The 22838-nt window shown below is 54.4% G+C and carries 19 protein-coding genes, 1 tRNA gene and 1 other RNA gene; 14 read left to right on the forward strand and 7 right to left on the reverse strand.

Annotation, left to right across the window (positions count from 1 at the left end):
• Positions 1 to 5 precede the first annotated feature (5 nt).
• Positions 6 to 233 carry a YccJ family protein gene (locus ACI2I2_RS15010; RefSeq protein WP_404658613.1) on the reverse strand — a complete coding sequence of 76 codons (228 nt, stop codon included), beginning with the start codon at positions 231 to 233 and terminating at the stop codon, positions 6 to 8.
• 21 nt (positions 234 to 254) lie between these two features.
• Complete coding sequence (gene wrbA, locus ACI2I2_RS15015) at positions 255 to 860, reverse strand: NAD(P)H:quinone oxidoreductase (RefSeq protein WP_404658614.1); 606 nt, start codon at positions 858 to 860, stop codon at positions 255 to 257.
• A gap of 463 nt (positions 861 to 1323) precedes the next feature.
• On the opposite strand from wrbA, the gene ACI2I2_RS15020 reads away from it, so the two are divergent.
• From ACI2I2_RS15020 to rutR, 3 genes are all read left to right on the forward strand, one after another.
• On the forward strand, positions 1324 to 1500 hold the full coding sequence (locus ACI2I2_RS15020) for a general stress protein (protein ID WP_097164821.1): 177 nt from the start codon (positions 1324 to 1326) through the stop codon (positions 1498 to 1500).
• A gap of 176 nt (positions 1501 to 1676) precedes the next feature.
• Positions 1677 to 2597, forward strand: coding sequence for a DMT family transporter (locus ACI2I2_RS15025; protein WP_404658615.1), 921 nt, complete (start codon positions 1677 to 1679; stop codon positions 2595 to 2597).
• Positions 2598 to 2608: 11 nt separating this feature from the next.
• Positions 2609 to 3247: an HTH-type transcriptional regulator RutR gene (gene rutR / locus ACI2I2_RS15030; RefSeq protein WP_404658616.1), complete on the forward strand. Its 639-nt coding sequence runs from the start codon at positions 2609 to 2611 to the stop codon at positions 3245 to 3247.
• Here the strand turns inward: rutR and ACI2I2_RS15035 are convergent.
• Both ACI2I2_RS15035 and putA read right to left on the reverse strand, forming a co-directional pair.
• Complete coding sequence (locus tag ACI2I2_RS15035) at positions 3244 to 3639, reverse strand: lysozyme inhibitor LprI family protein (RefSeq protein WP_404658617.1); 396 nt, start codon at positions 3637 to 3639, stop codon at positions 3244 to 3246. The genes rutR and ACI2I2_RS15035 overlap by 4 nt on opposite strands.
• A 125-nt stretch (positions 3640 to 3764) precedes the next feature.
• Positions 3765 to 7727: a trifunctional transcriptional regulator/proline dehydrogenase/L-glutamate gamma-semialdehyde dehydrogenase gene (putA, locus tag ACI2I2_RS15040; RefSeq protein WP_404658618.1), complete on the reverse strand. Its 3963-nt coding sequence runs from the start codon at positions 7725 to 7727 to the stop codon at positions 3765 to 3767.
• Positions 7728 to 8126: 399 nt separating this feature from the next.
• Between putA and putP the strand changes: the two genes are divergently transcribed.
• Positions 8127 to 9632: a sodium/proline symporter PutP gene (putP, locus tag ACI2I2_RS15045; RefSeq protein ID WP_404658619.1), complete on the forward strand. Its 1506-nt coding sequence runs from the start codon at positions 8127 to 8129 to the stop codon at positions 9630 to 9632.
• A gap of 106 nt (positions 9633 to 9738) precedes the next feature.
• Complete coding sequence (locus tag ACI2I2_RS15050) at positions 9739 to 10167, forward strand: DUF3574 domain-containing protein (RefSeq protein ID WP_404658620.1); 429 nt, start codon at positions 9739 to 9741, stop codon at positions 10165 to 10167.
• Between the two features lie 94 nt (positions 10168 to 10261).
• On the opposite strand, the gene ACI2I2_RS15055 is transcribed toward ACI2I2_RS15050, so the two are convergent.
• Positions 10262 to 11446 (reverse strand): NupC/NupG family nucleoside CNT transporter, encoded by a 1185-nt coding sequence (locus tag ACI2I2_RS15055; RefSeq protein ID WP_404658621.1) that lies wholly within the window; start codon positions 11444 to 11446, stop codon positions 10262 to 10264.
• A 250-nt stretch (positions 11447 to 11696) separates the two neighbouring features.
• On the opposite strand from ACI2I2_RS15055, the gene efeU reads away from it, so the two are divergent.
• The 4 genes from efeU (at position 11697) to phoH (ending at position 16398) form a co-directional block, all read left to right on the forward strand.
• Positions 11697 to 12530, forward strand: a complete 834-nt coding sequence (efeU, locus tag ACI2I2_RS15060; RefSeq protein WP_404658622.1) for an iron uptake transporter permease EfeU — start codon at positions 11697 to 11699, stop codon at positions 12528 to 12530.
• Positions 12531 to 12572: 42 nt separating this feature from the next.
• Positions 12573 to 13700 (forward strand): iron uptake system protein EfeO, encoded by a 1128-nt coding sequence (efeO, locus tag ACI2I2_RS15065; protein ID WP_404658623.1) that lies wholly within the window; start codon positions 12573 to 12575, stop codon positions 13698 to 13700.
• Between the two features lie 5 nt (positions 13701 to 13705).
• Positions 13706 to 14989, forward strand: a complete 1284-nt coding sequence (gene efeB / locus ACI2I2_RS15070; protein WP_404658624.1) for an iron uptake transporter deferrochelatase/peroxidase subunit — start codon at positions 13706 to 13708, stop codon at positions 14987 to 14989.
• A gap of 620 nt (positions 14990 to 15609) precedes the next feature.
• Positions 15610 to 16398: a phosphate starvation-inducible protein PhoH gene (phoH, locus tag ACI2I2_RS15075; protein WP_330986040.1), complete on the forward strand. Its 789-nt coding sequence runs from the start codon at positions 15610 to 15612 to the stop codon at positions 16396 to 16398.
• 340 nt (positions 16399 to 16738) lie between these two features.
• Here the strand turns inward: phoH and ACI2I2_RS15080 are convergent.
• Together ACI2I2_RS15080 and ACI2I2_RS15085 are read right to left on the reverse strand one after the other, a co-directional pair.
• Positions 16739 to 16875, reverse strand: a non-coding RNA gene (locus tag ACI2I2_RS15080) — RtT sRNA.
• 45 nt (positions 16876 to 16920) lie between these two features.
• Positions 16921 to 17008 (reverse strand) — tRNA-Ser (locus ACI2I2_RS15085).
• A gap of 457 nt (positions 17009 to 17465) precedes the next feature.
• On the opposite strand from ACI2I2_RS15085, the gene ccmA reads away from it, so the two are divergent.
• From ccmA to ccmB, 5 genes are all read left to right on the forward strand, one after another.
• A complete protein-coding gene (gene ccmA / locus ACI2I2_RS15090; protein WP_404658625.1) occupies positions 17466 to 18089 on the forward strand; it encodes a cytochrome c biogenesis heme-transporting ATPase CcmA in 624 nt (207 codons plus the stop codon).
• 229 nt (positions 18090 to 18318) lie between these two features.
• Positions 18319 to 19047, forward strand: a complete 729-nt coding sequence (locus tag ACI2I2_RS15095; protein ID WP_404658626.1) for a gluconate 2-dehydrogenase subunit 3 family protein — start codon at positions 18319 to 18321, stop codon at positions 19045 to 19047.
• A gap of 2 nt (positions 19048 to 19049) precedes the next feature.
• The gene (locus tag ACI2I2_RS15100; protein WP_404658627.1) at positions 19050 to 20825 is read left to right on the forward strand and encodes a GMC family oxidoreductase; all 1776 of its coding nucleotides are present in this window, start codon (positions 19050 to 19052) and stop codon (positions 20823 to 20825) included.
• Between the two features lie 14 nt (positions 20826 to 20839).
• Positions 20840 to 22105: a c-type cytochrome gene (locus tag ACI2I2_RS15105; RefSeq protein WP_404658628.1), complete on the forward strand. Its 1266-nt coding sequence runs from the start codon at positions 20840 to 20842 to the stop codon at positions 22103 to 22105.
• 66 nt (positions 22106 to 22171) lie between these two features.
• Positions 22172 to 22837: a heme exporter protein CcmB gene (gene ccmB, locus ACI2I2_RS15110; RefSeq protein ID WP_404658629.1), complete on the forward strand. Its 666-nt coding sequence runs from the start codon at positions 22172 to 22174 to the stop codon at positions 22835 to 22837.
• Position 22838 lies beyond the last annotated feature (1 nt).

Raw genomic sequence — 22838 nt, forward strand, 5'->3', positions numbered from 1 at the left:
TGTGGTCAGACGTTTCTGCGTTCGATGGTTTGTTCGCCCCAGAACAGCGCGTCTTTGTCCGTTTTGCCGAAAGCCAGAGACAGCACTTCATCGCTGCCTTCTTCCCAGATTTTCTCCGCCAGCTTTTCGTCGTATTTTGCGACTTCAAAAATGGCTTCCGCAATTTCAGGTGAGGTATTGCGCAGGCTGGCCCACTCGCCAACATGATGCGCTTTCGATTCCTGTGTAGGCATAACACTCCTCCTTACAGAAGATTAACCTTTGAGTTTAACCGCCAGACCCGCGACATGCTGGCCCTGATAACGGGCAATCGCCAGCTCTTCCTGGCTTGGCTGGCGTGAACCGTCGCCGCCGGCAATCGTGGTAGCGCCATACGGCGTGCCGCCGCGCACTTGTGACACATCAAACAGTTCTTGTGCGGCATAGCCAATCGGCACAATCACCATGCCGTGGTGGGCAAGGGTGGTCCAGAATGAGGTGATGGTTTGTTCCTGGCCGCCGCCGGTACCGGTCGAACTGAACACGCTGCCGAGTTTGCCGTACAGCGCACCAGAAGCCCAAAGGCCGCCGGTCTGATCGAGGAAGGTACGCATCTGCCCGGCCATGTTGCCAAAGCGCGTTGGGGTGCCAAAAATAATGGCATCGTAATCAGCCAGTTCCTGCGGTGTGGCGACAGGAGCGGTGTGGGTTTTACCGCCCGCTTTGGCGAAGACTTCGGCCGACATGGTTTCCGGCACTCGCTTCACCGTCACTTCTGCGCCATCCACTTTATTGACGCCTTCCGCCACGGCTGCAGCGAGGGTTTCAATGTGTCCGTACATGGAATAGTAAAGCACCAGAATTTTTGCCTTTCCACTCATAGCGTTGTTCTCCGTAATGACACTGTGTTTTAGCAAGAGACTCCTGAAAGTGTTGGTCACAGACCGGGGATGGTCAACTTTCTGGCCGTAATTAAACGCAGCCGGGCAAAGGCTGAAGTGGCACGCAGAGTTGCCGCTTCGCTTCTGCGACGATTTCCCTTAATTTTAATTATTTCAGTCAATTATACGGCGCTGAAGGATCGTTTCTCTTTGTAGCAAAATGACACACTTTCCCGACCCGGGTTTTCATAAGGCATAAGAAGTGCTTATCAATGTCGTTGCGTTTTTCTCACCCTTTCAGCCTGGTGCATGTTGCAGGATATTACGGTGGGCTGGTGGAATAAGCGGCTTCCACTAAGCTTAGTTCCACGCGGCAGAAAACACGGGGCAACTCGCTGCCGCGTAGTGGAATCTTCCACATTAACGTAATGCAATATGATGTCTGAACAACTGGAGGTCCGTAATGGCAAACCATCGTGGCGGTTCAGGGAATTTTGCTGAAGACCGCGAAAGAGCATCAGAAGCAGGTCGTAAAGGTGGCCAGCACAGCGGGGGGAACTTCAAGAACGATCCTCAGCGCGCCTCTGAAGCTGGCAAAAAAGGGGGAAAAAACAGCCACGGCAGTAATCGCAACAGCTAGTGGTTTGACGCCGTAAGATGTGGCGACCTGAGCCCCATCCATCCCCGCCGCCGGGTTTCCCGGCGGTTTTTCATTTCTGGCATTTTCTCCTGTAATTCATAACCATGATGAATGTTTCTTGCAGCCCATCACGGCTGAAGGCACACTGATGCGCTGAAACTTCGCGTGGCGGTCATATGTCCTTTCTCTCTCGTTATCAATTCTCTATCAAGCCTCAGGAAGCGCTGCTGATCGTCATCACCATGTTCTGGGGTGGGACCTTCCTTGCCGTGCAATATGCCGTGACGCTAAGCGATCCGTTTTTCTTTGTCGGCCTGCGTTTTGCCACGGCAGCCCTGGCGGTTGGGGCTTTGTCGTTCCGTTCGTTGCGTGGGTTAACCCGGCTTGAACTGAAAGCAGGCGTGTCGATAGGCATTGCGATTGCCATGGGCTACAGCCTGCAAACCTGGGGCTTGCAGACTATTTCGAGCAGTAAATCCGCCTTCATCACCGCTATGTATGTGCCGCTGGTGCCGTTGCTGCAATGGCTTTGTCTGGGGCGCGTTCCGGGGTTGATGTCCTGCACCGGGATTGCACTGGCGTTTATCGGGCTGATGTTGCTTGCCGGGCCGGAAGGCAACATGCTGGCGCTAGGGGCAGGGGAATTGATTACGCTGACTGGTGCCATCGCGATTGCGGCGGAAATCATCCTTATCAGTGCCTGGGCCGGGAAAGTCGACGTGCGAAGAGTCACCGTCGTGCAGCTTGCCACGGCCTCGCTGGTGGCCTTTATCGCTATGGTGCCTGCGGGCGAATCAGTGCCTGATTTCTCACCAGGGCTGCTCATCGTCGCGCTTGGACTGGGCATCTTCAGCGCCATTATTCAGGTGGTGATGAACTGGGCGCAGCGTAGCGTCTCGCCGACACGGGCCACGGTGATTTATACTGGTGAGCCCGTCTGGGCAGGCATTTTTGGGCGAATGGCCGGAGAACGACTTCCGGTGTTGGCCCTGCTCGGCGGTTTGTTCATCGTCGCTGGCGTGCTGGTCAGCGAGCTTAAATTTAAGAAGAAAAAGGCGGTTCTGCCTGCCAGTGAAAGCACCGCACCACAGGAATAAGGAGCATCCAGATGACGCAGAATGGGGTGAAAAAAACCGGGAAGCGCACTCAGGCGGTCAGTGCCAAAAAAGAGGCGATCCTGGCCGCGGCGTTGACCACGTTTTCGCAGTTCGGCATCCATGGCACGCGCCTGGAACAAGTGGCGGAGCTTGCCGGCGTGTCGAAAACCAATCTGCTTTATTACTTTCCCTCAAAGGAAGCGCTGTATGTGGCGGTGATGCGCAATATTCTCGATATCTGGCTCGCTCCGCTGCGCGCGTTTCGGGAAGAGTTCACGCCGCTGGTGGCGATTGGCGAATACATCCGGCTGAAGCTTGAGGTGTCGCGCGATTATCCTGAGGCTTCGCGGTTGTTCTGCCTGGAGATGTTGCAGGGCGCGCCATTGTTAATGGCCGAGTTGACCGGGGATTTAAAATCCCTGGTTGCAGAGAAGTCGGCGATTATCTCAGGCTGGGTTGCAGAGGGAAAACTTGCGCCCGTTGACCCCAATCACCTGATTTTCATGATTTGGGCAGCGACCCAGCACTATGCGGATTTCGCCACCCAGGTTGAAGCGGTAACCGGAAAAAACTTGCAGGATGAAGCCTTTTTCCAGCAAACCGTTGAGAACGTCCAGCGGATGATTATCGAAGGCATACGCCTGCGTTAATGCGCTGGCGGCAGCGGGCAGCTCATATCACCTTCCTCGCAGTTCAGCAGAGATTCCAGCCATGCGGTGCGTTCAACCGTTTTGTCGGTCAGACACTGGGCGTGGATCATCGGCTGAATGCTGCCCCCTTCAGTGCCGGAGCTTATCAACGCACAATCGGCATCGCGCAAGGCAATCCATTTTTGTTGCGCGGTTTTTAGTAACGTTTTGGTCGCTTCCGGCGCGCGTTTCATGGCGGTGCCGTAGGCCGTATTCAGCTTGCTGTCTGCGGCTTTTAATTGATTGGCTGTGCAGGTCGTCATATCGGCTTGCGTCTTCGCATTATCGCAGTCGTCTGCCAGTGCTGCGCTGCTCAGCAACAGGATGCCCGCACCCAGTAGTAATCCTTTCATTTTTCCCCCGAGCGGTGGTTATTGCCCGGTGGCGGCGATGCCTTACCGGGCCTACAGCACCACGTCCCGTAGGCCCGGCAAACGCAGTGCCGCCGGGCAGTTTAGAGGCTTAATTAATCACACCTTTAGCCGATTGTCATCAGGCTGGCGTTGCCCCCGGCCGCGGCCGTATTGACGCTCAGCGAGCGTTCAACATACAGGCGTTCCAGCAGCAGATTGGTTTCCCCGCGAGCAAAGCCCTGAACGGAAATAATCGCCCCGTCACGCGCCGCCACTTGCTGGCAAAGTTCGCGCAGTTGGTCGGAGTCACCGTGGTAGATAACCGCGTCGAAATCGGCGTTAGCAATCTGGGCAGTCGCCGCGAAACGAATACGCTCGCTGACGGCTTTCGGCAGTTGCTTAGCCAGAGCACGTTGCAGGCTTTCTTCCGGCCACAGCACTTCGCTGCCAACCGCCGTGACGGCCGCCAGTTGTGCCAGTGCATCTTCTTCGTTATCGGCGATGCAGAGCACTCGCTCGCGCGGCATCAGCGTCCAGGTGTTACGTTCCCCGGTAGGTCCTGGCAGTAAACGCTGTGTCCCGGCCTGAGCCAGTTCGCCATAACGGTCGCACAAGGATTGCAGAGCAGGGCGATTGGCTCCCCATTCACGCAGTGTACTCAGCGGCTGTTCCAGCAACGTTTTCAACTGAGCATCCACCGGGTGTTCGGCATCCTGGCGATTCAGCGTGGTCAGCAGAGCATCATCAGGACGGCTGGACAGCAGACGATAGAGATACATCGGGCCGCCTGCTTTCGGGCCAGTACCGGACAAGCCTTCGCCACCAAACGGCTGCACACCAACCACAGCGCCAACCATATTGCGGTTCACGTACAGGTTGCCGACGTTGGCGCTGCCCGTCACTTGCGCGATGGTTTCGTCAATACGGGTATGCACGCCAAGCGTCAGGCCATAACCAGACGCATTGATTTGCTCAACCAGTTTTTCCAGCTCGTTACGGCTGTAGCGCACCACGTGCAGCACCGGGCCGAAGACTTCTTTTTGCAGCTCGTCGAAGCTCTCCAGCTCAATCAGCGTTGGCGGCACGAAGGTACCGTGTGCCCATTCGCGGCGATCGTCGCTGTTATCACGCGCGCTCTGGAACACCGGACGGCCTTTGGTACGCAGGGCCTGGATATGACGCTCAATGTTGCCTTTGGCTTCAGCATCAATCACCGGGCCAATGTCGGTTGTCATGCGGCCTGGGTTACCCATGCGGCATTCTGCCATCGCACCTTTCAGCATGGTCAGCGTGTGGTCGGCGATGTCTTCTTGCAGGCAGAGCACTCGCAGGGCAGAACAACGCTGGCCTGCGCTGTCGAAGGCAGACGCGAGCACATCGATAACCACCTGCTCGGTCAAAGCAGAAGAGTCGACGATCATCGCGTTCATCCCGCCGGTTTCCGCGATAAGCGGTGTCGGGCGGCCATGAGGATCGAGGCGAGTAGCGATATTGCGCTGCAACAGCGTGGCGACTTCGGTTGACCCGGTGAACATCACGCCGCGTACGCGATTGTCGGATGTCAGCTGTGCGCCCACGGTTTCACCGCGGCCAGGCAGAAGTTGCACTACGCCTGCTGGTACACCAGCTTCCAGCAAAATATTGACCCCCTGAGCGGCAATCAGTGGCGTTTGTTCGGCAGGTTTTGCCAGCACACTGTTACCGGCAGCCAGCGCTGCGGCAATCTGGCCGGTAAAGATAGCCAGCGGGAAGTTCCACGGGCTGATACACACCACCGGGCCCAGCGGGCGGTGCGTTTCGTTAGCGAAGTCATTGCGAACCTGACCTGCATAGTAGTGCAGGAAGTCGACGGCCTCGCGGACTTCGGCGATGGCATTTGAGAAGGTTTTACCAGCTTCGCGCACCAGAATGCCCATCAGCTGCTGCATCTGGCCTTCCATCAGCACGGCTGCGCGTTCAAGAATGGCGGCACGTTCCTGCGGCGGAGTCGCAAACCAGATAGGCGCGCTATTCACCGCGTTTTCCAGCGCTTGCTCAACTTCCTGCTCAGTGGCATCGCGTGCATAACCGACAATATCTTTCGGTTCAGCCGGGTTAACCACCGGGCTCATGTCGCCATCAGAAGTTGGCTGCTCCAGAATCGGTTTAGCCTGCCACTTCTGCAAAGCACTGTTCAGCAATGAAGAGGAGAGGGAGGCCAGGCGGTGTTCGTTCGCCAGATCCAGACCGGCAGAGTTCGAACGGTCTTCGCCGTACAAATCACGCGGCAGAGGGATCTTCGGATGTGGCAAGCCAGCCTGACCTTCCTGTTGCGCCATTTTCTCGACCGCAGAAACCGGGTCGGCAACCAGCTCATCCAGTGGCAGCGTGTTGTCGGCGATGCGGTTGACGAAGGACGTGTTCGCGCCGTTTTCCAGCAGACGGCGTACCAGATACGCCAGCAGGGTTTCGTGCGTGCCGACAGGGGCATAAATGCGGCAAGGGCGGTTCAGTTTGCCGTCGGCTACCTTCCCAACCACTTGCTCATACAGCGGTTCACCCATGCCGTGCAGGCACTGGAATTCGTACTGGCCCGGATAGTAGTTCTGGCCTGCCAGTTGATAAATCGCCGCCAGTGTGTGGGCGTTATGCGTCGCGAACTGCGGGTAAATCAGGTTCGGCACGCCAAGCAGTTTTTTCGCGCAGGCAAGGTAGGACACGTCGGTGTACACCTTGCGGGTATAGACCGGATAACCTTCCAGACCGTCCATCTGGGCGCGTTTGATTTCGCTGTCCCAGTACGCGCCTTTCACCAGGCGGATCATCAGACGGCGACGGCTGCGGGTGGCGAGATCGATAAGATAATCAATCACGAACGGGCAGCGTTTCTGGTAGGCCTGGATCACGAAACCGATGCCGTTCCAGCCCGCCAGTTCTGGCTCGAAGCAGAGTTTTTCCAGCAGGTCGAGGGAGATTTCCAGACGGTCCGCTTCTTCGGCATCGATGTTAATGCCGATGTCATACTGGCGAGCCAGCAGGGTCAGGGATTTCAGGCGTGGGTAAAGCTCTTCCATCACACGGTCGTACTGCGCGCGGCTGTAGCGTGGGTGCAGGGCGGAAAGCTTAATCGAGATGCCCGGGCCTTCATAAATGCCACGCCCGTTGGAGGCTTTACCAATAGAATGGATAGCCTGCTGATAGGAAACCATATACGCCTGCGCATCGGCGGCGGTCAGCGCGGCTTCACCCAGCATGTCGTAAGAGTAGCGGAAGCCTTTCTCTTCAAGCTTGCGGGCGTTGGCCAGCGCTTCGGAAATGGTTTCGCCAGTCACGAACTGCTCGCCCATCAGGCGCATCGCCATGTCCACACCTTTGCGGATCAGCGGTTCGCCGCTCTTACCGATAATGCGGTTCAGGGAGCGAGAGAGGCTGGCTTCGTTGTGGGTCGATACCAGTTTGCCGGTGAACAACAGGCCCCAGGTGGCGGCATTCACGAACAGGGAAGGGCTACGGCCAATGTGCGAATGCCAGTTGCCGTTGCTGATTTTGTCGCGGATCAGCGCATCACGCGTCGCTTTGTCCGGAATACGCAGCAGCGCTTCCGCCAGGCACATCAGCGCCACGCCTTCCTGAGAAGACAGGGAGAATTCCTGCAACAGACTTTGCACCATGCCGGCGCGACCGCTGGCGGTTTTCTGGTTACGCAGTTTTTCCGCCAGTTGATAAGCGAGCTTATGCGCTTGTTCGGCTATGTTCTGCGGCAAACGAGCCTGCTCCAGCAGCATCGGCACGGCATCGGTTTCGGCACGACGCCAGGCGGCGGTAATGGCTGAACGGGTGACGGATTGCGGCAGAATTTGCTCGGCGAAATCGAGGAACGGCTGGTGGTTTTCTTCCACCTGCAACTGGCCTTCATCGCTCTCATTGACGGCCCCGGAAAGCAGCGCAGGCAGTTCCGGCAAGGCGTCGTCGTTTTCCAGTTTTTCCAGATAGTTAAAAATGGCTTGTTTAATCAGCCAGTGCGGCGTGCGGTCAATGCGGGTGGCCGCGCTTTTGATACGTTCGCGCGTAGCGTCGTCAAGCTTAACACCCATCGTGGTGGTGCCCATGACAGAAACTCCTGTTGTGCGGTTGCTGCTTCGTTGGTTGCACAGAAATATCTATCATGTTGCAACTTTGTGCAACCGTGTTAAGTGTGACTTCGCCAGCAATCAGGAAAAGTGATGACTTGTTAAAGGATTTTAACAATAAAAAGCACGCTAAGAATAATGATTCTGCCCAGGTTTTATGCGGTGCTTAACACTTTTTAAAGGTGCAACCCGGAAAAGCGTGAGCGAGTGCAACCTATAGAAAATTGCTCTGTTTGCCGGGATGTAATATCTGTAAATGCAGTGTTAAATCGTTTGTGAATAAATTCCGCTTACGGCAGGATACCCCCCGCCCGTAATAAAGAACCTGATTCTTCGTTCCGGATTCAGGGATAAAAAAGCGACACTGGAGAGTATTTTATGGCTAGTACACCGATGGTGGTGACGTTCCTTATTTATATTTTAGGCATGATCCTGATTGGGTTTATTGCATGGCGTTCGACGAAAAACTTTGACGATTATATTCTGGGTGGCCGTAGCCTCGGGCCCTTCGTGACCGCGCTGTCGGCGGGCGCATCGGATATGAGCGGCTGGCTGTTAATGGGCCTGCCGGGGGCCATTTTCATTTCTGGTATTTCCGAAAGCTGGATTGCCATCGGCCTGTGTGTTGGCGCATGGATTAACTGGAAATTGGTGGCCGGTCGTCTGCGTGTTCACACCGAAGCGAACAATAATGCGCTGACACTGCCGGATTATTTCACTGGCCGTTTTGAAGATAACAGCCGTGTGCTGCGTATTATCTCCGCGCTGGTTATTCTGCTGTTCTTCACCATCTATTGTGCTTCCGGCATTGTGGCGGGGGCGCGTCTGTTTGAAAGCACCTTCGGCATGAGCTACGAAACCGCACTGTGGGCGGGCGCAGCCGCGACGATTCTGTACACCTTTATTGGTGGCTTCCTCGCCGTGAGCTGGACTGACACTGTGCAGGCGAGCCTGATGATTTTCGCCCTGATCCTCACACCGGTGATTGTTATCTTCACCGTGGGCGGCTTCGGCGATTCACTGGAAGTCATCAAGCAGAAAAGCATCGAAAACGTCGACATGCTGAAAGGCCTGAACTTCGTGGCGATCATCTCCCTGATGGGCTGGGGCTTGGGCTATTTCGGTCAGCCGCATATTCTGGCGCGTTTCATGGCCGCCGATTCCCATCACAGCATCGTGCATGCGCGTCGTATCAGTATGACCTGGATGATTTTGTGCCTGGCCGGTGCGGTGTCAGTCGGTTTCTTCGGGATTGCGTTCTTCACCAACAACCCGCAACTGGCGGGCGCGGTGAACCAGAACAGCGAACGAGTGTTTATCGAGCTGGCACAAATTCTGTTTAACCCGTGGGTCGCGGGTATTCTGCTGTCGGCGATTCTGGCGGCGGTCATGTCCACTCTGAGCTGCCAGCTGTTGGTCTGTTCTAGTGCGATTACCGAAGACCTGTACAAAGCTTTCCTGCGTAAAGGCGCGAGCCAAAAAGAACTGGTCTGGGTAGGGCGCCTGATGGTGCTGGCCGTGGCGCTGGTGGCGATTGCTCTGGCAGCCAACCCAGAAAACCGCGTACTCGGTCTGGTGAGCTACGCCTGGGCAGGTTTCGGTGCGGCATTTGGCCCAGTGGTCCTGTTCTCCGTGATGTGGTCCCGCATGACACGTAACGGTGCGCTGGCAGGCATGGTCATCGGTGCCGTGACGGTCATCGTCTGGAAACAGTTCGGCTGGCTCGGCTTGTATGAAATCATCCCTGGTTTCATCTTTGGCAGCATCGGGATCGTGGTGTTCAGCCTGCTGAGCAAAGCCCCGTCTGCGTCCATGCAGAAGCGTTTTGCTGAAGCTGATGCGCATTATCATTCTGCTCCGCCGTCTAAGTTGCAGGCTGAGTAATTTCAGCTTCTTCTTTCAAGCCCGCAAATGCGGGCTTTTTTCTTGCTAATCGCCTGAAAATGCGCTGATATCTTTCGGCTTAAAAAAACAATGAGGATAGCAAACAATGAAATTCAACATGGGGTTCGCGGCCATAGCGCTGACTGTGGCGTTGAGTGGTTGCACGGCTACCGCGCCGAAAACCACTGCAGACACGCAGAGCTGTAAAGCAGACAACCAGATGCAGCAGACTACGCTCTATTTCGGAATGAGCCGCCCGGCAGGGAAGGACATTACGGCTCAGGAGTGGCAGCAGTTTGTCGATCGTGATGTCACCCCACGCTTTAAAGATGGGCTGACAGTGTTTGATGCACGCGGGCAGTGGCTGGGCAACGACGGCACCGTCGCGCGCGAGCAGAGCAAAGCGCTGATGCTTATCCACGGCAAAGATGCCCAGAGCGAAACGAACATTGAGGCGTTGAGAGGGATTTATAAATCCCGCTTTGCGCAGGAATCAGTGATGCGAGTCGATCAACCGGTTTGCGTACAGTTTTAAAAGTGAAAACGGCGGAACACCCTGTCCGCCGTTTTATGTTGTACGCCCGGTAAGGCGTTCGCCGCCACCGGGCAATCTCAATCGGGCACGTCGCTTACAGCACCAGACCCGCAAAGCTAGCCGAAAGCAGGCTCACCAGCGTCGCGCCGTACACCAGGCGTAAACCAAAACGAGACACCGAATTCCCCTGTTTCTCGTTCAGCCCCTTAATCGCCCCGGCCACGATGCCAATTGACGCAAAGTTGGCGAACGACACCAGGAACACCGACAGGATGCCCAGCCCGCGTGGCGTCATCTGCGCCGCAATTTTCTGCAGCTCAATCATCGCCACAAACTCGTTAGCAACAAGCTTGGTCGCCATGATGCTGCCTGCATTCAGTGCATCGCTCAGCGGAATGCCAATCAGCCACGCCAGCGGATAGAACACATACCCGAGAATTTGCTGGAAGCTCAGGCCAAACACCATCGAGAACAGCGCATTCACGGCGCTAATCAGGGCAATAAAGCCAATCAGCATCGCCAGAATAATCATCGCTACTTTGAAACCGGCCAGAATATATTCGCCAAGCATTTCAAAGAAGCTCTGTGATTCGTGCATTTTCTCAAGCTTAATTTCAGCCTCGGCATCCGGACGCGTTGGGTTAATAACAGACAACACGATAAAGGTGCTGAACATATTAAGCACCAGCGCCGCCACGACATATTTCGCGTCGAGCATCGTCATATAAGCGCCAACAATCGACAAGGACACCGTCGACATGGCGGTGGCGGCCATGGTGAACAGACGACGAGAGGAGAGGTCGCCCAGCACGCCTTTATACGCGATGAAGTTTTCAGACTGACCGAGGATCAGCGAACTCACGGCGTTAAAGGATTCCAGCTTGCCCATACCGTTCACTTTTGACAGCAGCGTGCCTATCACCCGAATAAAAATCGGCAGGATACGCCAGTGCTGAAGAATACCGATCAGCGCGGAAATAAAAATAATCGGGCACAGCACGCCAAGGAAAATAAACGCCAGCCCTTTTTGGCTCATGCCACCAAACACAAAGTCGCTGCCTTCAGCTGAGAATTTCAGCAGAGATTCAAAGACCCCGGAGACGCCTTTAATCAGCGTCAAGCCGCTTTCCGCGTGCAGGAAAAAGAAGGCCAGCGCGATTTCAATCACGATGAGTTGCAGGATGTAGCGAACACGAATTGTTTTGCGGTCAAAACTGACCAGCCAGGCGAGCGCGAGGATCACCACAAGCGCCAGCAGGAAGTGCAGAATAGTAGCCATTTCATTTATTTTGCAGGTAAACGGGGCGCATATTTAGCCACAGCGCAGCGGCAACGTAAACGATTACCTGTTAACAGAGCGGGAATAAATGCTTCGCCTGATAACCATATCGGGCGCAACTTTTTACAACCTGACATCATTCTGCGCACATTTCACTTGTGTTTCTTTTTGTCGTAATGATAATCACTATCACTCATATTTACGAAACTTTGCATCGATTGACTGCGGTTCACACTGAAGGGTTTCAGGCATGTTTGTTCCATTTCTCATTATGTTACGCGAAGGGCTGGAGGCGGCGCTGATTGTCAGCCTGATTGCCAGCTATCTGAAACGCACGCAGCGGGGCCGCTGGATCGGGGTGATGTGGATTGGCGTAGTTCTCGCCGCCGCGCTGTGCCTGGGTCTGGGCATTTTCATCAACGAAACCACCGGCGAATTTCCGCAGAAACAACAGGAGATGTTCGAGGGGATCGTGGCAGTTATCGCGGTCTTTATCCTGACCTGGATGGTGTTCTGGATGCGCAAAGTGTCGCGCAACGTGAAGAAACAACTGGAAGAAGCGGTGGACAACGCGTTGCAGAAGGGCAACAACCACGGCTGGGCGCTGATCCTGATGGTCTTTTTCGCCGTCGCGCGTGAAGGGCTGGAGTCCGTGTTTTTCCTGCTGGCGGCATTCCAGCAAGATCTCGGGATCTGGCCTCCGCTCGGCGCAATGCTGGGTCTCGCCACCGCGGTAGTGCTGGGCTTTATGCTCTACTGGGGCGGCATTCGCCTGAACCTGGGCGCGTTCTTCAAATGGACCAGCCTGTTTATTTTGCTGGTGGCTGCCGGGCTTGCGGCAGGGGCCATTCGCGCCTTCCATGAAGCGGGTCTCTGGAACCACTTCCAGGATGTGGCGTTCGATCTCAGCAACACCCTGTCGACACATACGCTGTTCGGGACGCTGCTCGAAGGTATCTTCGGCTACCAGGAAGCGCCAAGCGTCAGCGAAGTGGCGGTCTACTTTATCTATCTGATTCCGGCATTGGTGCTGTTCGCGCTCCCGCCACGTGTGGCTTCGGCACCATCGCGTAGCGCACCATAATAGCTTACTTAGTTACAACATACTTTTTGAAAGGGATGGGTCATGACGATTAATTTCCGCCGTAGTGCGCTGCAACTGGGTATCGCTGCGCTGTTCTCTTCTGCTTTTTATGCTCAGGCTGCGGACGTTCCGCAGGTGAAAGTCACGGTAAACGACAAACAGTGTGAGCCGATGAGCATCACCGTGAACGCGGGTAAAACTCAGTTCATCATCCAGAACCACAGCCAGAAAGCGCTGGAGTGGGAAATTCTCAAGGGCGTGATGGTGGTGGAAGAGCGTGAAAACATCGCGCCAGGCTTTACCCAAAAACTGACCGCCAATCTGCAGCCGGGCGAGTACGAAATGACCTGTGGCCTGCTGACCAATCCAAAAGGCAAGCTGACGGTGAAAGGTGAAGCCACCGCTGATGCCGCGAAAGCCGATGCCGTGCTCAGCCTGGGTGAAGCGATTACCGCCTACAAAGCCTACGTGACTGCAGAAACCGCTGAGCTGGTAAAAGGGACTCAGGCCTTTACCGATGCAGTGAAAGCAGGGGACATCGAAAAAGCGAAAGCCCTGTACGCGCCAACCCGTCAGCACTACGAGCGTATCGAACCTATCGCCGAACTGTTCTCTGACCTCGACGGCAGCATCGATGCCCGTGAGGACGACTACGAGAAGAAAGCCGAAGATCCGAAATTCACCGGTTTCCACCGTCTGGAGAAAGCCCTGTTTGGCGATAACTCCACGAAAGGGATGGAAAACTACGCGACCCAGTTGAACACCGACGTGCAGGAACTGCAAAAACGCATCAGCGAACTGGCCTTCCCGCCGTCAAAAGTGGTGGGTGGCGCTGCCGGGCTTATCGAAGAAGTGGCGGCCAGCAAAATTAGCGGTGAAGAAGACCGTTACAGCCACACCGATCTGTGGGACTTCCAGGCCAACGTCGATGGCGCCCAGAAAATTGTCGACCTGCTGCGTCCTCAGTTGCAGAAAGAAAACAGCGCACTGCTGGCAAAAGTGGATGCCAACTTCAAGAAAGTCGACACCATTCTGGCGAAGTACAAGACCAAAGACGGCTACGAGACGTATGACAAGCTGACCAATGCGGATCGCAATGCGCTGAAAGGGCCAATCACTACGCTTGCAGAAGATCTGGCGCAGCTTCGTGGAATTCTCGGACTGGACTAAGCGTTATGGCAGACAGCAAACAGCACGACGTGACCGAGCCGTCTCGTCGTCGCTTACTGAAAAATATTGGCGCGCTGGGAGGCGCGCTGGCGCTGACCGGCGGTTGCCCGGTCGCCCACGCGGCAAAACCGCAAAGTGCGCCGGGGACGTTGTCTCCGGACGCGCGCATGGAAACGCAGCCGTTTCATGGTCTGCATCAGGCAGGCGTGCTGACCCCACAGCAGGCTTCGATGATGATTGTCGCTTTCGATGTGCTGGCGAGCGATAAAGAAGACCTGCAGCGTCTGTTTAAGCTACTGACCGACAGAATAACGTTCCTGACGACCGGAGGCCCGGCTCCGGACACGCCCAATCCTCGTCTTCCGCCGATGGACTCCGGTATTCTCGGGCCTTATATCGCCCCGGATAACCTGACCATCACCGTTTCGGTAGGGCAATCTCTGTTTGACGAGCGTTTTGGCCTGGCCGCGCTTGCGCCGAAAAAGCTGCAACGGATGACGCGTTTCCCCAATGATTCGCTGGATGCCGCGCTGTGTCACGGCGACGTGTTGCTGCAAATTTGCGCCAATACTCAGGACACGGTAATTCACGCGCTACGCGATATTATCAAGCACTCGCCAGATTTGCTCAGTGTGCGCTGGAAGCGGGAAGGGTTTATCTCTGACCACTCTGCGCGCAGTAAAGGCAAAGAAACACCGGTCAATCTGCTGGGCTTTAAAGATGGCACCGCCAACCCCGACAGCAGCAATGCAAAGCTGATGGACAACATTGTCTGGGTGACTGAAGGGCAGGGTGAACCCGCCTGGAGTGTCGGCGGTTCCTATCAGGCTGTACGTATCATTCAGTTCCATGTGGAGTTCTGGGATCGCACGCCGCTCAAAGAGCAGCAGACGATTTTCGGCCGCGATAAGCACTCAGGCGCGCCGCTCGGCATGAAGCATGAACACGATGTGCCCGATTACGCCAAAGACCCGAACGGAGACGTTATCGCGCTGGATAGCCATATTCGTCTGGCCAACCCGCGGACCCCGGAAACGGAGTCCAGCCTGATGATGCGCCGTGGCTACAGCTATTCGCTGGGCGTCACCAATTCCGGGCAGCTGGAAATGGGGCTGCTGTTTGTCTGCTATCAGCACGACCTGGAGAAAGGCTTCCTGACCGTGCAAAAACGACTGAATGGCGAAGCGCTTGAGGAGTACATCAAGCCTATCGGCGGCGGCTATTTCTTTGTTTTACCGGGTGTAAAAGACCCGAAAGGTTATCTCGGGCAGTCTCTGCTTGAAGCCTGAATGCCATAGATATTGCCCGATGGCGGCGTTGCCTTATCGGGCCTACAAGTCAGGTAGGCCCGTGCAATCGCAGTGCTGCCGGGCAAGATACAACCCGATACCAATAATTTCCTGCCTTATTGTTTCATTCGGTCACAATTTTCCCTTCGCAGTATTATCATTTTTTCCTCTTTGCAGGCTGTTGAAATACTTGTGTAATATTTCTGTCAGATGCTGATTGTGGCTGCAATGGGAATCGTCAGTTATCTTTAAGTAAAAAATATGTTGCATTAATGCTAATTGTTGATGTACTTATTAGAAAAGCGGTAGTTCCCGGCAGTGATGGTTCACTTAGGAGATCGCTAATGACAGGGTCCTGTACTGGACAGAAAAGCAAACATAACCGCACGACCCAGCGCGGAGGCGACACCTCCGGCAGCGATTTCTTCACCACTAAATTCTCCCCTTCAGCAATAACTCATGAGTTTACCGATGTGATACGCGGTGCGCGTAGTCGCGTCATCACGTCAAATCAACCGGCAAGCAATGGCTTACAAGGAAGCCAAACCTCAGACGTTCGTGCGCATAATCGTGCCGACAGGGGCACGTGTAATGTTGACCAACAACTCAAGGTGCTATCCATGGGAAGACAAAAAGCAGTGATCAAAGCTCGTCGCGAAGCAAAACGTGTGCTGAGACGGGATTCACGGAGCCATAAACAACGTGAAGAAGAATCGGTCACCTCGCTTGTGCAGATGAGTGGCGTAGAAGCAATTGGCATGGCGCGGGACAGCCGTGATACTTCACCAATTGAAGCTCGCAATGAAGCTCAGGCGCACTACCTGAATGCTATCGAGAGTAAACAACTGATTTTCGCCACCGGTGAAGCAGGGTGTGGGAAGACCTGGATCAGCGCGGCGAAAGCGGCAGAAGCCCTGATTCATAAGGATGTGGACAGGATAATCGTGACCCGTCCGGTTCTGCAGGCCGATGAAGATCTCGGCTTCTTACCCGGAGACATATCCGAGAAGTTTGCGCCTTATTTCCGCCCGGTGTACGACGTGCTGGTGAGAAGATTAGGGGCATCCTTCATGCAATACTGCCTGCGCCCGGAGATTGGCAAGGTGGAGATCGCGCCGTTCGCCTATATGCGCGGACGTACATTTGAAAATGCCGTCGTGATTCTGGACGAGGCCCAGAACGTGACAGCCGCGCAAATGAAGATGTTCCTGACGCGCCTCGGGGAGAACGTGACCGTTATCGTTAATGGCGACATCACCCAGTGTGACCTTCCACGGGGTGTTCAGTCCGGCCTGAGCGATGCGCTGGCACGTTTTGAAGAGGACGAGATGATCGGTATCGTCCGCTTTACCTCTGATGACTGCGTGCGATCCGCGCTCTGCCAGCGTACGTTACACGCCTACAACTGAGTGTTGCTTTCCTTGATAACAAAGCCCGGGAAACCGGGCTTTGCTGTTTTTGTGCCGGGCAGAAAGGCAAAAGCAGCACGGTACAGTCCCCTCTCCATTTAGGGAGAGGGCTAGGGAGAGGGGGAGCAGGCCGCAGAGGAGCAATTTGTAGCCCCGGTAAGCGTAGCGCCACCGGGGGGATATCACTCGGCACATCCATGTGCCTCGCCCTGCGGGTGGCCGTTGGCCATGCTGAACGGCTATCCTGCCGTTCAGTCGAACCCCGGCGGGGCTTCTCATCCCCCGGTGGACAGGGGTAAAAGAAAAGGGTCTGTACAAAGTACAGACCCTTTTCAGAAGATGGCGGTGAGGGGGGGATTGACTCGCTGCGCTCGCCCTTCGGGCAGCCTGCCCGCAAGCAGTCAGTCTGTCCAACAAGCTAAAGCTTGTTGTCGAACCCCGGTCGGTGGTTTTCATCCCCCCGCAGGCCGTGCCACAGGCGAAAAAAAAGCCCGTACTTGCGTACGAGCTCTTCTTCAAATATGGCGGTGAGGGGGGGATTCGAACCCCCGATACGTTGCCGTATACACACTTTCCAGGCGTGCTCCTTCAGCCACTCGGACACCTCACCATATTGTCTTGCTGCCTTCCTCTTGGGGGGCAACGGGGCGCTACTATAGGGAGTTGAGCGTAGACGGTCAAGAATAATTTCTGTGTTTTGGTGCGTTAGGTTAAGCAATGAGCATTATGGCTGCGCTCTGGGGAGTGTTACGTCCTGCGGCCTTGCTGGTAAAGGACATTGCCTGATGTGTTCGCTTTTGAAAGGTATCTGCCGGGCGCTGTCTGACATGTTCGCGAGTCGACTTATCTCGCATTAACCTGTTTGTCACGTCCGTATCTGGGTTTCAGCCATTTCTTGCTGTATGGCACTGTAGAGTGTGTTTCAATAAAAAATAGAATAACGACCCTGGTGCTGCGTTAGCGGTGTTTTTCATAGACTGCTTCGAATTATTTTAAAAAATCGAATGGCATTCAGATAATAAATCCTGAAGGCAAAACTGCCTCTCTTTGCCGATGATGTGAATCTTATGCTGGAAATAAACCAATTAACGTGTATTCGTGACGACCGTTTTTTATTTAAACCGCTGACATTTTGTGTCGAAAGTGGTGAATTAATTCAAATTGTCGGTGCCAATGGTGCCGGAAAATCGACTTTATTGAATGTGTTGACGGGGTTATCGACACCGGATGAGGGACATATTCTTTGGTACGGTCAGTTGTACGCATCTGTGCGGGAACACTGGCACAAGGAATTATTATGGATTGGGCATCGCACCGGAATGAAAGAAGCACTGACTGCCCATGAAAACCTGCGTTTTTACCATCCTGATTCATCGATCGTTACCCGAGAGCAGGCGTTAGCGGAAGTCGGGCTTGCGGGCCATGAAGATATTCCTCTGAGCCAACTTTCTGCGGGTCAGCAGCGCCGTGTCGCGCTTGCGCGCTTGTGGCTTTCAACGGCGTCTTTCTTCATCCTCGATGAGCCGTTCACGGCTTTGGATAAGAGCGGCGTTCAACTTCTGACCGATCGCCTGCAACAATTTGCCAGACAAGGTGGATGTGTGATTTTTACAACCCATCAGGCAGTAGGTGAAATGAATTATCCGCTGCGGACTGTCTGCCTTACATCGGCAGACTATGAGTTGGATTAATCAAATATCCTCTTTTTAAATTCAATTGTTTTACTTTATTAAAAGAACAGAGTTGCGTTTTAAAAGAGTCAGGCTTGGCGTGTTCTCTAAGCCTGTTTTGTCATTTAGTTAACATTAAGAAACATGATCGACATTGTCTTTATGATCATCAAAATTAATGCTTAGACGTTCTTTATAACAAAAGTCATAACATTAACAGGCAGTCAGTCTGTATTTTTTAAAATGGACAATGATAATGAGCAATGAAAATTCACCGTCGCGACGGAAATTCCTGCAAAGAACGTTATCGCTAATTCCTCTGGTGACGGTGGGAAGTTCGGTTATTTCAGCTGAAGCGTTGGCTGAAAAGAAAAAAGAGGGCGCTGAAGGCGTCTCATCTCAGTATGTACCGACTTTTTTTAATCAGGCTGAATGGCGCTTTATCCTGGCGGCAGTCGATCAACTGATCCCTGAGGATGCGTTGGGCGCAGGTGCGGTGAGCGAAGGTGTTCCGCAATACATCGATAAACAAATGGAACTGCCTTACGGTTATGGCCATCTCTGGTACATGCAAGCGCCTTTCGCGAACGGTGTACCGGAACTCGGTTATCAGTCAAGCCTGGTGCCTCGCGAGACTTACCGTCGTGGTATTAAAGCCGTTAATCAATATTGTCAGCAGCAGTTTAACCATGACTTTGCTGATCTTGACGGCCAACAACAGATTGACCTCCTGACCGCGCTTGAAAAAGGGCAACTGACGTTTGAAGCGGTATCGGGGAAGCTCTTTTTTGCTCAGTTGCTGGACAACACCAAAGAGGGTTACCTCAGTGATCCTATCCATGGTGGCAATCAGACGATGGCGTCGTGGAAATTAATTGGCTTTCCGGGCGCCAGAGCTGATTACCAGCAAGTGATGGAAAACCCAAATCGGCCCTATCCTTTAGGCCCGGTCAGCATTTCAGGGAAGAGGAGCATCTAAGCATGGCGATCAAAAAAGAAGCGGTAGACATCCTGATTGTTGGATTTGGCTGGACAGGGTCGTTAATAGCGAAAGAGTTGGCCGACACGGGTCTCAAGATCCTCGCGCTGGAGCGTGGTGAGGCCCGTGACACGAACCCTGATTTTGCCTACCCACGCATTGCGGATGAACTGAGTTATGCCGTGCGTCTGAAGCTGTTCCAGAATCCGGCAAAAGAAACGCTCACCGTTCGTCATACCTCCTCTGATACGGCTTTACCGTATCGTCGTTTTGGCTCTTTCCTGCCTGGTGATGGTGTGGGCGGCGCGGGTTCCCACTGGAACGGGATGTTATGGCGTCCGCTGGAAGCGGATATCAAGATGCGCAGTACCGTTATCGAACGCTATGGTGCAGATTTTATCCCGCAAGATATGACGGTTCAGGATTATCCGTTCACTTACAAAGAGATGGAACCGTACTTCGATAAGTTCGAGAAAATCTGCGGTGCAGCGGGCCAGGCTGGGAATATCAACGGCGAGATCCTTGAAGGCGGAAACCCGTTTGAAGCTCCTCGTCAGAATCCTTACCCCACCGCAGCACTGAAGACCCAGTACTCCGGCCTGCTGTTCAGTAAGGCGGCGAAAAACCTGGGATACCATCCTTTCCCTGTTCCGGCAGCAAACTGTTCTGAGCCCTACACCAACCCTTACGGTGTTCAGCTTGGGGTCTGTAATTATTGTGGTTATTGCGAACGTTTCGGCTGCTTTAACTACTCTAAAGCCTCTCCGCAAACCTGCGTCATTCCCGCGTTGCGTCAGCATTCTAATTTTGAATTGCGTACGCAATGCCATGTGATTCGGGTGAATACCGATTCGACGGGTAAACAAGCGACGGGTGTTCTGTATATCGATGAGAATGGCCAGGAAGTTGAACAGCCCGCGAATCTGGTGATTTTGAGCGCCTTCCAGTTGCATAACGTCCGCTTGCTGCTGCTGTCCGGAATTGGCAAACCTTATGATCCGCAAACGGGTGAGGGGGTTGTCGGGCGTAACTATGCCTATCAAATGACGGGCGGCGTGAAACTGTTCTTCGATAAAAGTCATGATATGAATCCGTTTGCCGCCTCCGGGGCAACGGGGATGTTTATCGATGAATTCAATGCCGAGAACTTTGACCACACAGGCCTGGGCTTCATTGGTGGCGCGACCCTTTCGGCCACCATCACCGGTGGGCGTCCTATCCAGCAAATGAGCCTGCCGAGCGGGACGCCTGCCTGGGGGAGTGCGTGGAAACAGGCCATTTCAGAGCACTATCTTCATAGCATGTCCGTAGGCTCGTCCGGCTCGGTGATGCCCTACAAGCAATGCTACCTGGATCTCGACCCGACTTATAAGGATATCTACGGGCAGCCGCTGCTGCGCATGACTTTCGACTGGCAGCAGAATGAACTGAAGATGACCCATTTCGTCGGGCAGAAGGCCGAGATCATCGCCAAAGAAATCGGCCCGGCCCATTACCAGATGGGCTTTAAAGGAATGGATGCGCATTACGATGTCCGCCCATACCAGTCTACGCATACCACGGGTGGCGCGGTGATGGGTGACAACCCGAAAAACAGCGTAGTGAACAAATACCTGCAAAGTTGGGATGTGCCCAATGTGTTTGTGCTTGGCGCATGCTGCTTCCCGCAAAACCTGGCTTATAACCCCACAGGCATTGTCGGCGCGACGGCACTTTTCGCCGCGAATGCCATTCGTACCCAATACCTGGCGAGCCCTGGCCCGCTGGTTCAGGCTTAACAAGGAGAGTCATCATGAACTGGAAACGACTGACCCCTTTACTCACCTTGATGTGGTTAGGGCACGCCTGGGCAAGTGATGCAGCGCAAACTATTTCTCAGGGAGAGTATCTGGCGCAAGCAGGGGATTGCTCAGCCTGCCACACCTCAAAAGACGGAAAGCCTTTTGCGGGTGGGTTGAAAATGGCAACGCCGCTGGGCGCGATTTATTCGACCAATATTACCCCTGACCGAAAATACGGCATTGGTAACTATAGCTACGATCAATTCGCCACCGCATTGCGTGAGGGCATCGCGAAAGATGGGCATCATCTTTACCCGGCCATGCCTTATACCTCCTTCGCCAAAATCAACGATCAGGATATGCGCGCGCTCTACAACTATTTCATGCGTGAAGTGCAGGCTGTTGATCAGGCGAATAAAGAGAGTGACATTCCATGGCCGTTGAGCATGCGCTGGCCGCTGGCGGCATGGAACTGGATGTTTCATAGCGACAGTGACTATCAGCCGACAATGGCGATGAGTGGTGCCTGGAACCGTGGCGCTTATCTGGTCCAGGGATTGGGGCACTGCGGAGCATGTCACACACCGCGAGGCATGGCTTTCCAGGAGAAAGCATTGGACGAATCTGATGGCCGCTATCTGACAGGGGCGACCCTTGACGGCTGGCATGCGCCGAATCTGAACGGGAATCTGCGTACTGGATTAGGAAGCTGGAAGCTCGAAGAGATTATCGCTTTCCTGAAACAAGGGCATACCGAAAACACCGCAGCTTTTGGGCCAATGGCGGAAGTGGTGGAGAAAAGTACGCAGCACCTTTCTGATGACGATCTCAAAGCGATAGCCATCTATTTAAAAGGACTCAGCGCTTCTAATCCGACTGAAACGGCTGCGGCCATGGACCCTGCTACCGTTGCGGCGTTAGTCAAAGGGGATACCACCCAGACTGGGTCGCAGGACTATCTGGATAACTGTGCGGCCTGTCACCGTCTGGACGGCAAAGGTTACCGTAATACGTTTCCTGCACTGGCGCAGAACACCGCGCTGCTGAGCGAGGATCCTTCTGCGCTGATCAAAATTGTCCTGCAAGGTGGCCATGCACCTGTGACCCAACAAGCGGTGACGGGGCTTGCGATGCCTGCTTTTGGCTGGCGTCTCGATAATCAGCAGGCGGCGGATGTCGTGACATTCATCCGTAACGGTTGGGGTAATCAGGCTCCAGCTGTGACGGCAGAGCAGGTCAAAAAAGTGCGTGATGCAGACAGTTCAGCTAAGCCGTAATGTTTCGGGCGCTGTGGGGAGCGTTTTCCCACAGCGCGCTGAGGAAAGAAAAATGACAGGGCGGATATGCTCAGGGCAATAGTCGGTCGCGAATTGCGGCAGGCCTGGCGAGGTGGGGCTGAGATCCTCAATCCGCTGTGGTTTTTTTTAGTGGTGATTACTCTGTTTCCGTTGGCGATAGGGGCTGAACCCGCATTACTCCGACGTCTCGCGCCGGGCATCATTTGGGTGGCGGCGGTGCTGGCCGCCTTGCTGATGATGGACAGGTTGTTTCGCGACGACCAGCAGGATGGATCATTACAACAGTTAATGTTGTTACCCGTGCCTTTATCCTGGGTGGTTATTACGAAGGTGCTGGCCCACTGGCTGGTAACGGGTTTACCGCTGTTGTTGATAGCCCCCCTGGCGGCGTTGTTATTGGGCATGTCACTTCCTCACACCCTCATCCTCCTGGCTACGTTGCTTTGCGGTACGCCGATACTCAGTTTTCTCGGAGCTGTCGGGGCCGGGTTGACCGTTGGCGTCCGGCGCGGCGGGATGCTGCTGAGCTTACTGATATTGCCATTGACGGTGCCGCTACTCATTTTTGCCATTGGGGCCGTGGATGCCTTCGCCAGTCATCAAAGCGTGGGAGGCTATTTTGCCCTCCTTGGCGCGATGTTGATTGCCTGCGCCACGCTGTGCCCGTTTGCAACAGCGGCTGCTTTGCGGTTGTCGGTACAGTCCGTTTGAA

The organism is Scandinavium sp. NPDC088450 (assembly GCF_044900545.1).
Classification (GTDB): domain Bacteria; phylum Pseudomonadota; class Gammaproteobacteria; order Enterobacterales; family Enterobacteriaceae; genus Scandinavium.

Coding starts and splice junctions, on each gene's coding strand:
- ACI2I2_RS15010 (WP_404658613.1), bottom strand. CDS start 233: ATGCCTACACAGGAATCGAAAGCGCATCATGTTGGCGAGTGGGCCAGC.
- wrbA (WP_404658614.1), bottom strand. CDS start 860: ATGAGTGGAAAGGCAAAAATTCTGGTGCTTTACTATTCCATGTACGGA.
- ACI2I2_RS15020 (WP_097164821.1), top strand. CDS start 1,324: ATGGCAAACCATCGTGGCGGTTCAGGGAATTTTGCTGAAGACCGCGAA.
- ACI2I2_RS15025 (WP_404658615.1), top strand. CDS start 1,677: ATGTCCTTTCTCTCTCGTTATCAATTCTCTATCAAGCCTCAGGAAGCG.
- rutR (WP_404658616.1), top strand. CDS start 2,609: ATGACGCAGAATGGGGTGAAAAAAACCGGGAAGCGCACTCAGGCGGTC.
- ACI2I2_RS15035 (WP_404658617.1), bottom strand. CDS start 3,639: ATGAAAGGATTACTACTGGGTGCGGGCATCCTGTTGCTGAGCAGCGCA.
- putA (WP_404658618.1), bottom strand. CDS start 7,727: ATGGGCACCACCACGATGGGTGTTAAGCTTGACGACGCTACGCGCGAA.
- putP (WP_404658619.1), top strand. CDS start 8,127: ATGGCTAGTACACCGATGGTGGTGACGTTCCTTATTTATATTTTAGGC.
- ACI2I2_RS15050 (WP_404658620.1), top strand. CDS start 9,739: ATGAAATTCAACATGGGGTTCGCGGCCATAGCGCTGACTGTGGCGTTG.
- ACI2I2_RS15055 (WP_404658621.1), bottom strand. CDS start 11,446: ATGGCTACTATTCTGCACTTCCTGCTGGCGCTTGTGGTGATCCTCGCG.
- efeU (WP_404658622.1), top strand. CDS start 11,697: ATGTTTGTTCCATTTCTCATTATGTTACGCGAAGGGCTGGAGGCGGCG.
- efeO (WP_404658623.1), top strand. CDS start 12,573: ATGACGATTAATTTCCGCCGTAGTGCGCTGCAACTGGGTATCGCTGCG.
- efeB (WP_404658624.1), top strand. CDS start 13,706: ATGGCAGACAGCAAACAGCACGACGTGACCGAGCCGTCTCGTCGTCGC.
- phoH (WP_330986040.1), top strand. CDS start 15,610: ATGGGAAGACAAAAAGCAGTGATCAAAGCTCGTCGCGAAGCAAAACGT.
- ccmA (WP_404658625.1), top strand. CDS start 17,466: ATGCTGGAAATAAACCAATTAACGTGTATTCGTGACGACCGTTTTTTA.
- ACI2I2_RS15095 (WP_404658626.1), top strand. CDS start 18,319: ATGATAATGAGCAATGAAAATTCACCGTCGCGACGGAAATTCCTGCAA.
- ACI2I2_RS15100 (WP_404658627.1), top strand. CDS start 19,050: ATGGCGATCAAAAAAGAAGCGGTAGACATCCTGATTGTTGGATTTGGC.
- ACI2I2_RS15105 (WP_404658628.1), top strand. CDS start 20,840: ATGAACTGGAAACGACTGACCCCTTTACTCACCTTGATGTGGTTAGGG.
- ccmB (WP_404658629.1), top strand. CDS start 22,172: ATGCTCAGGGCAATAGTCGGTCGCGAATTGCGGCAGGCCTGGCGAGGT.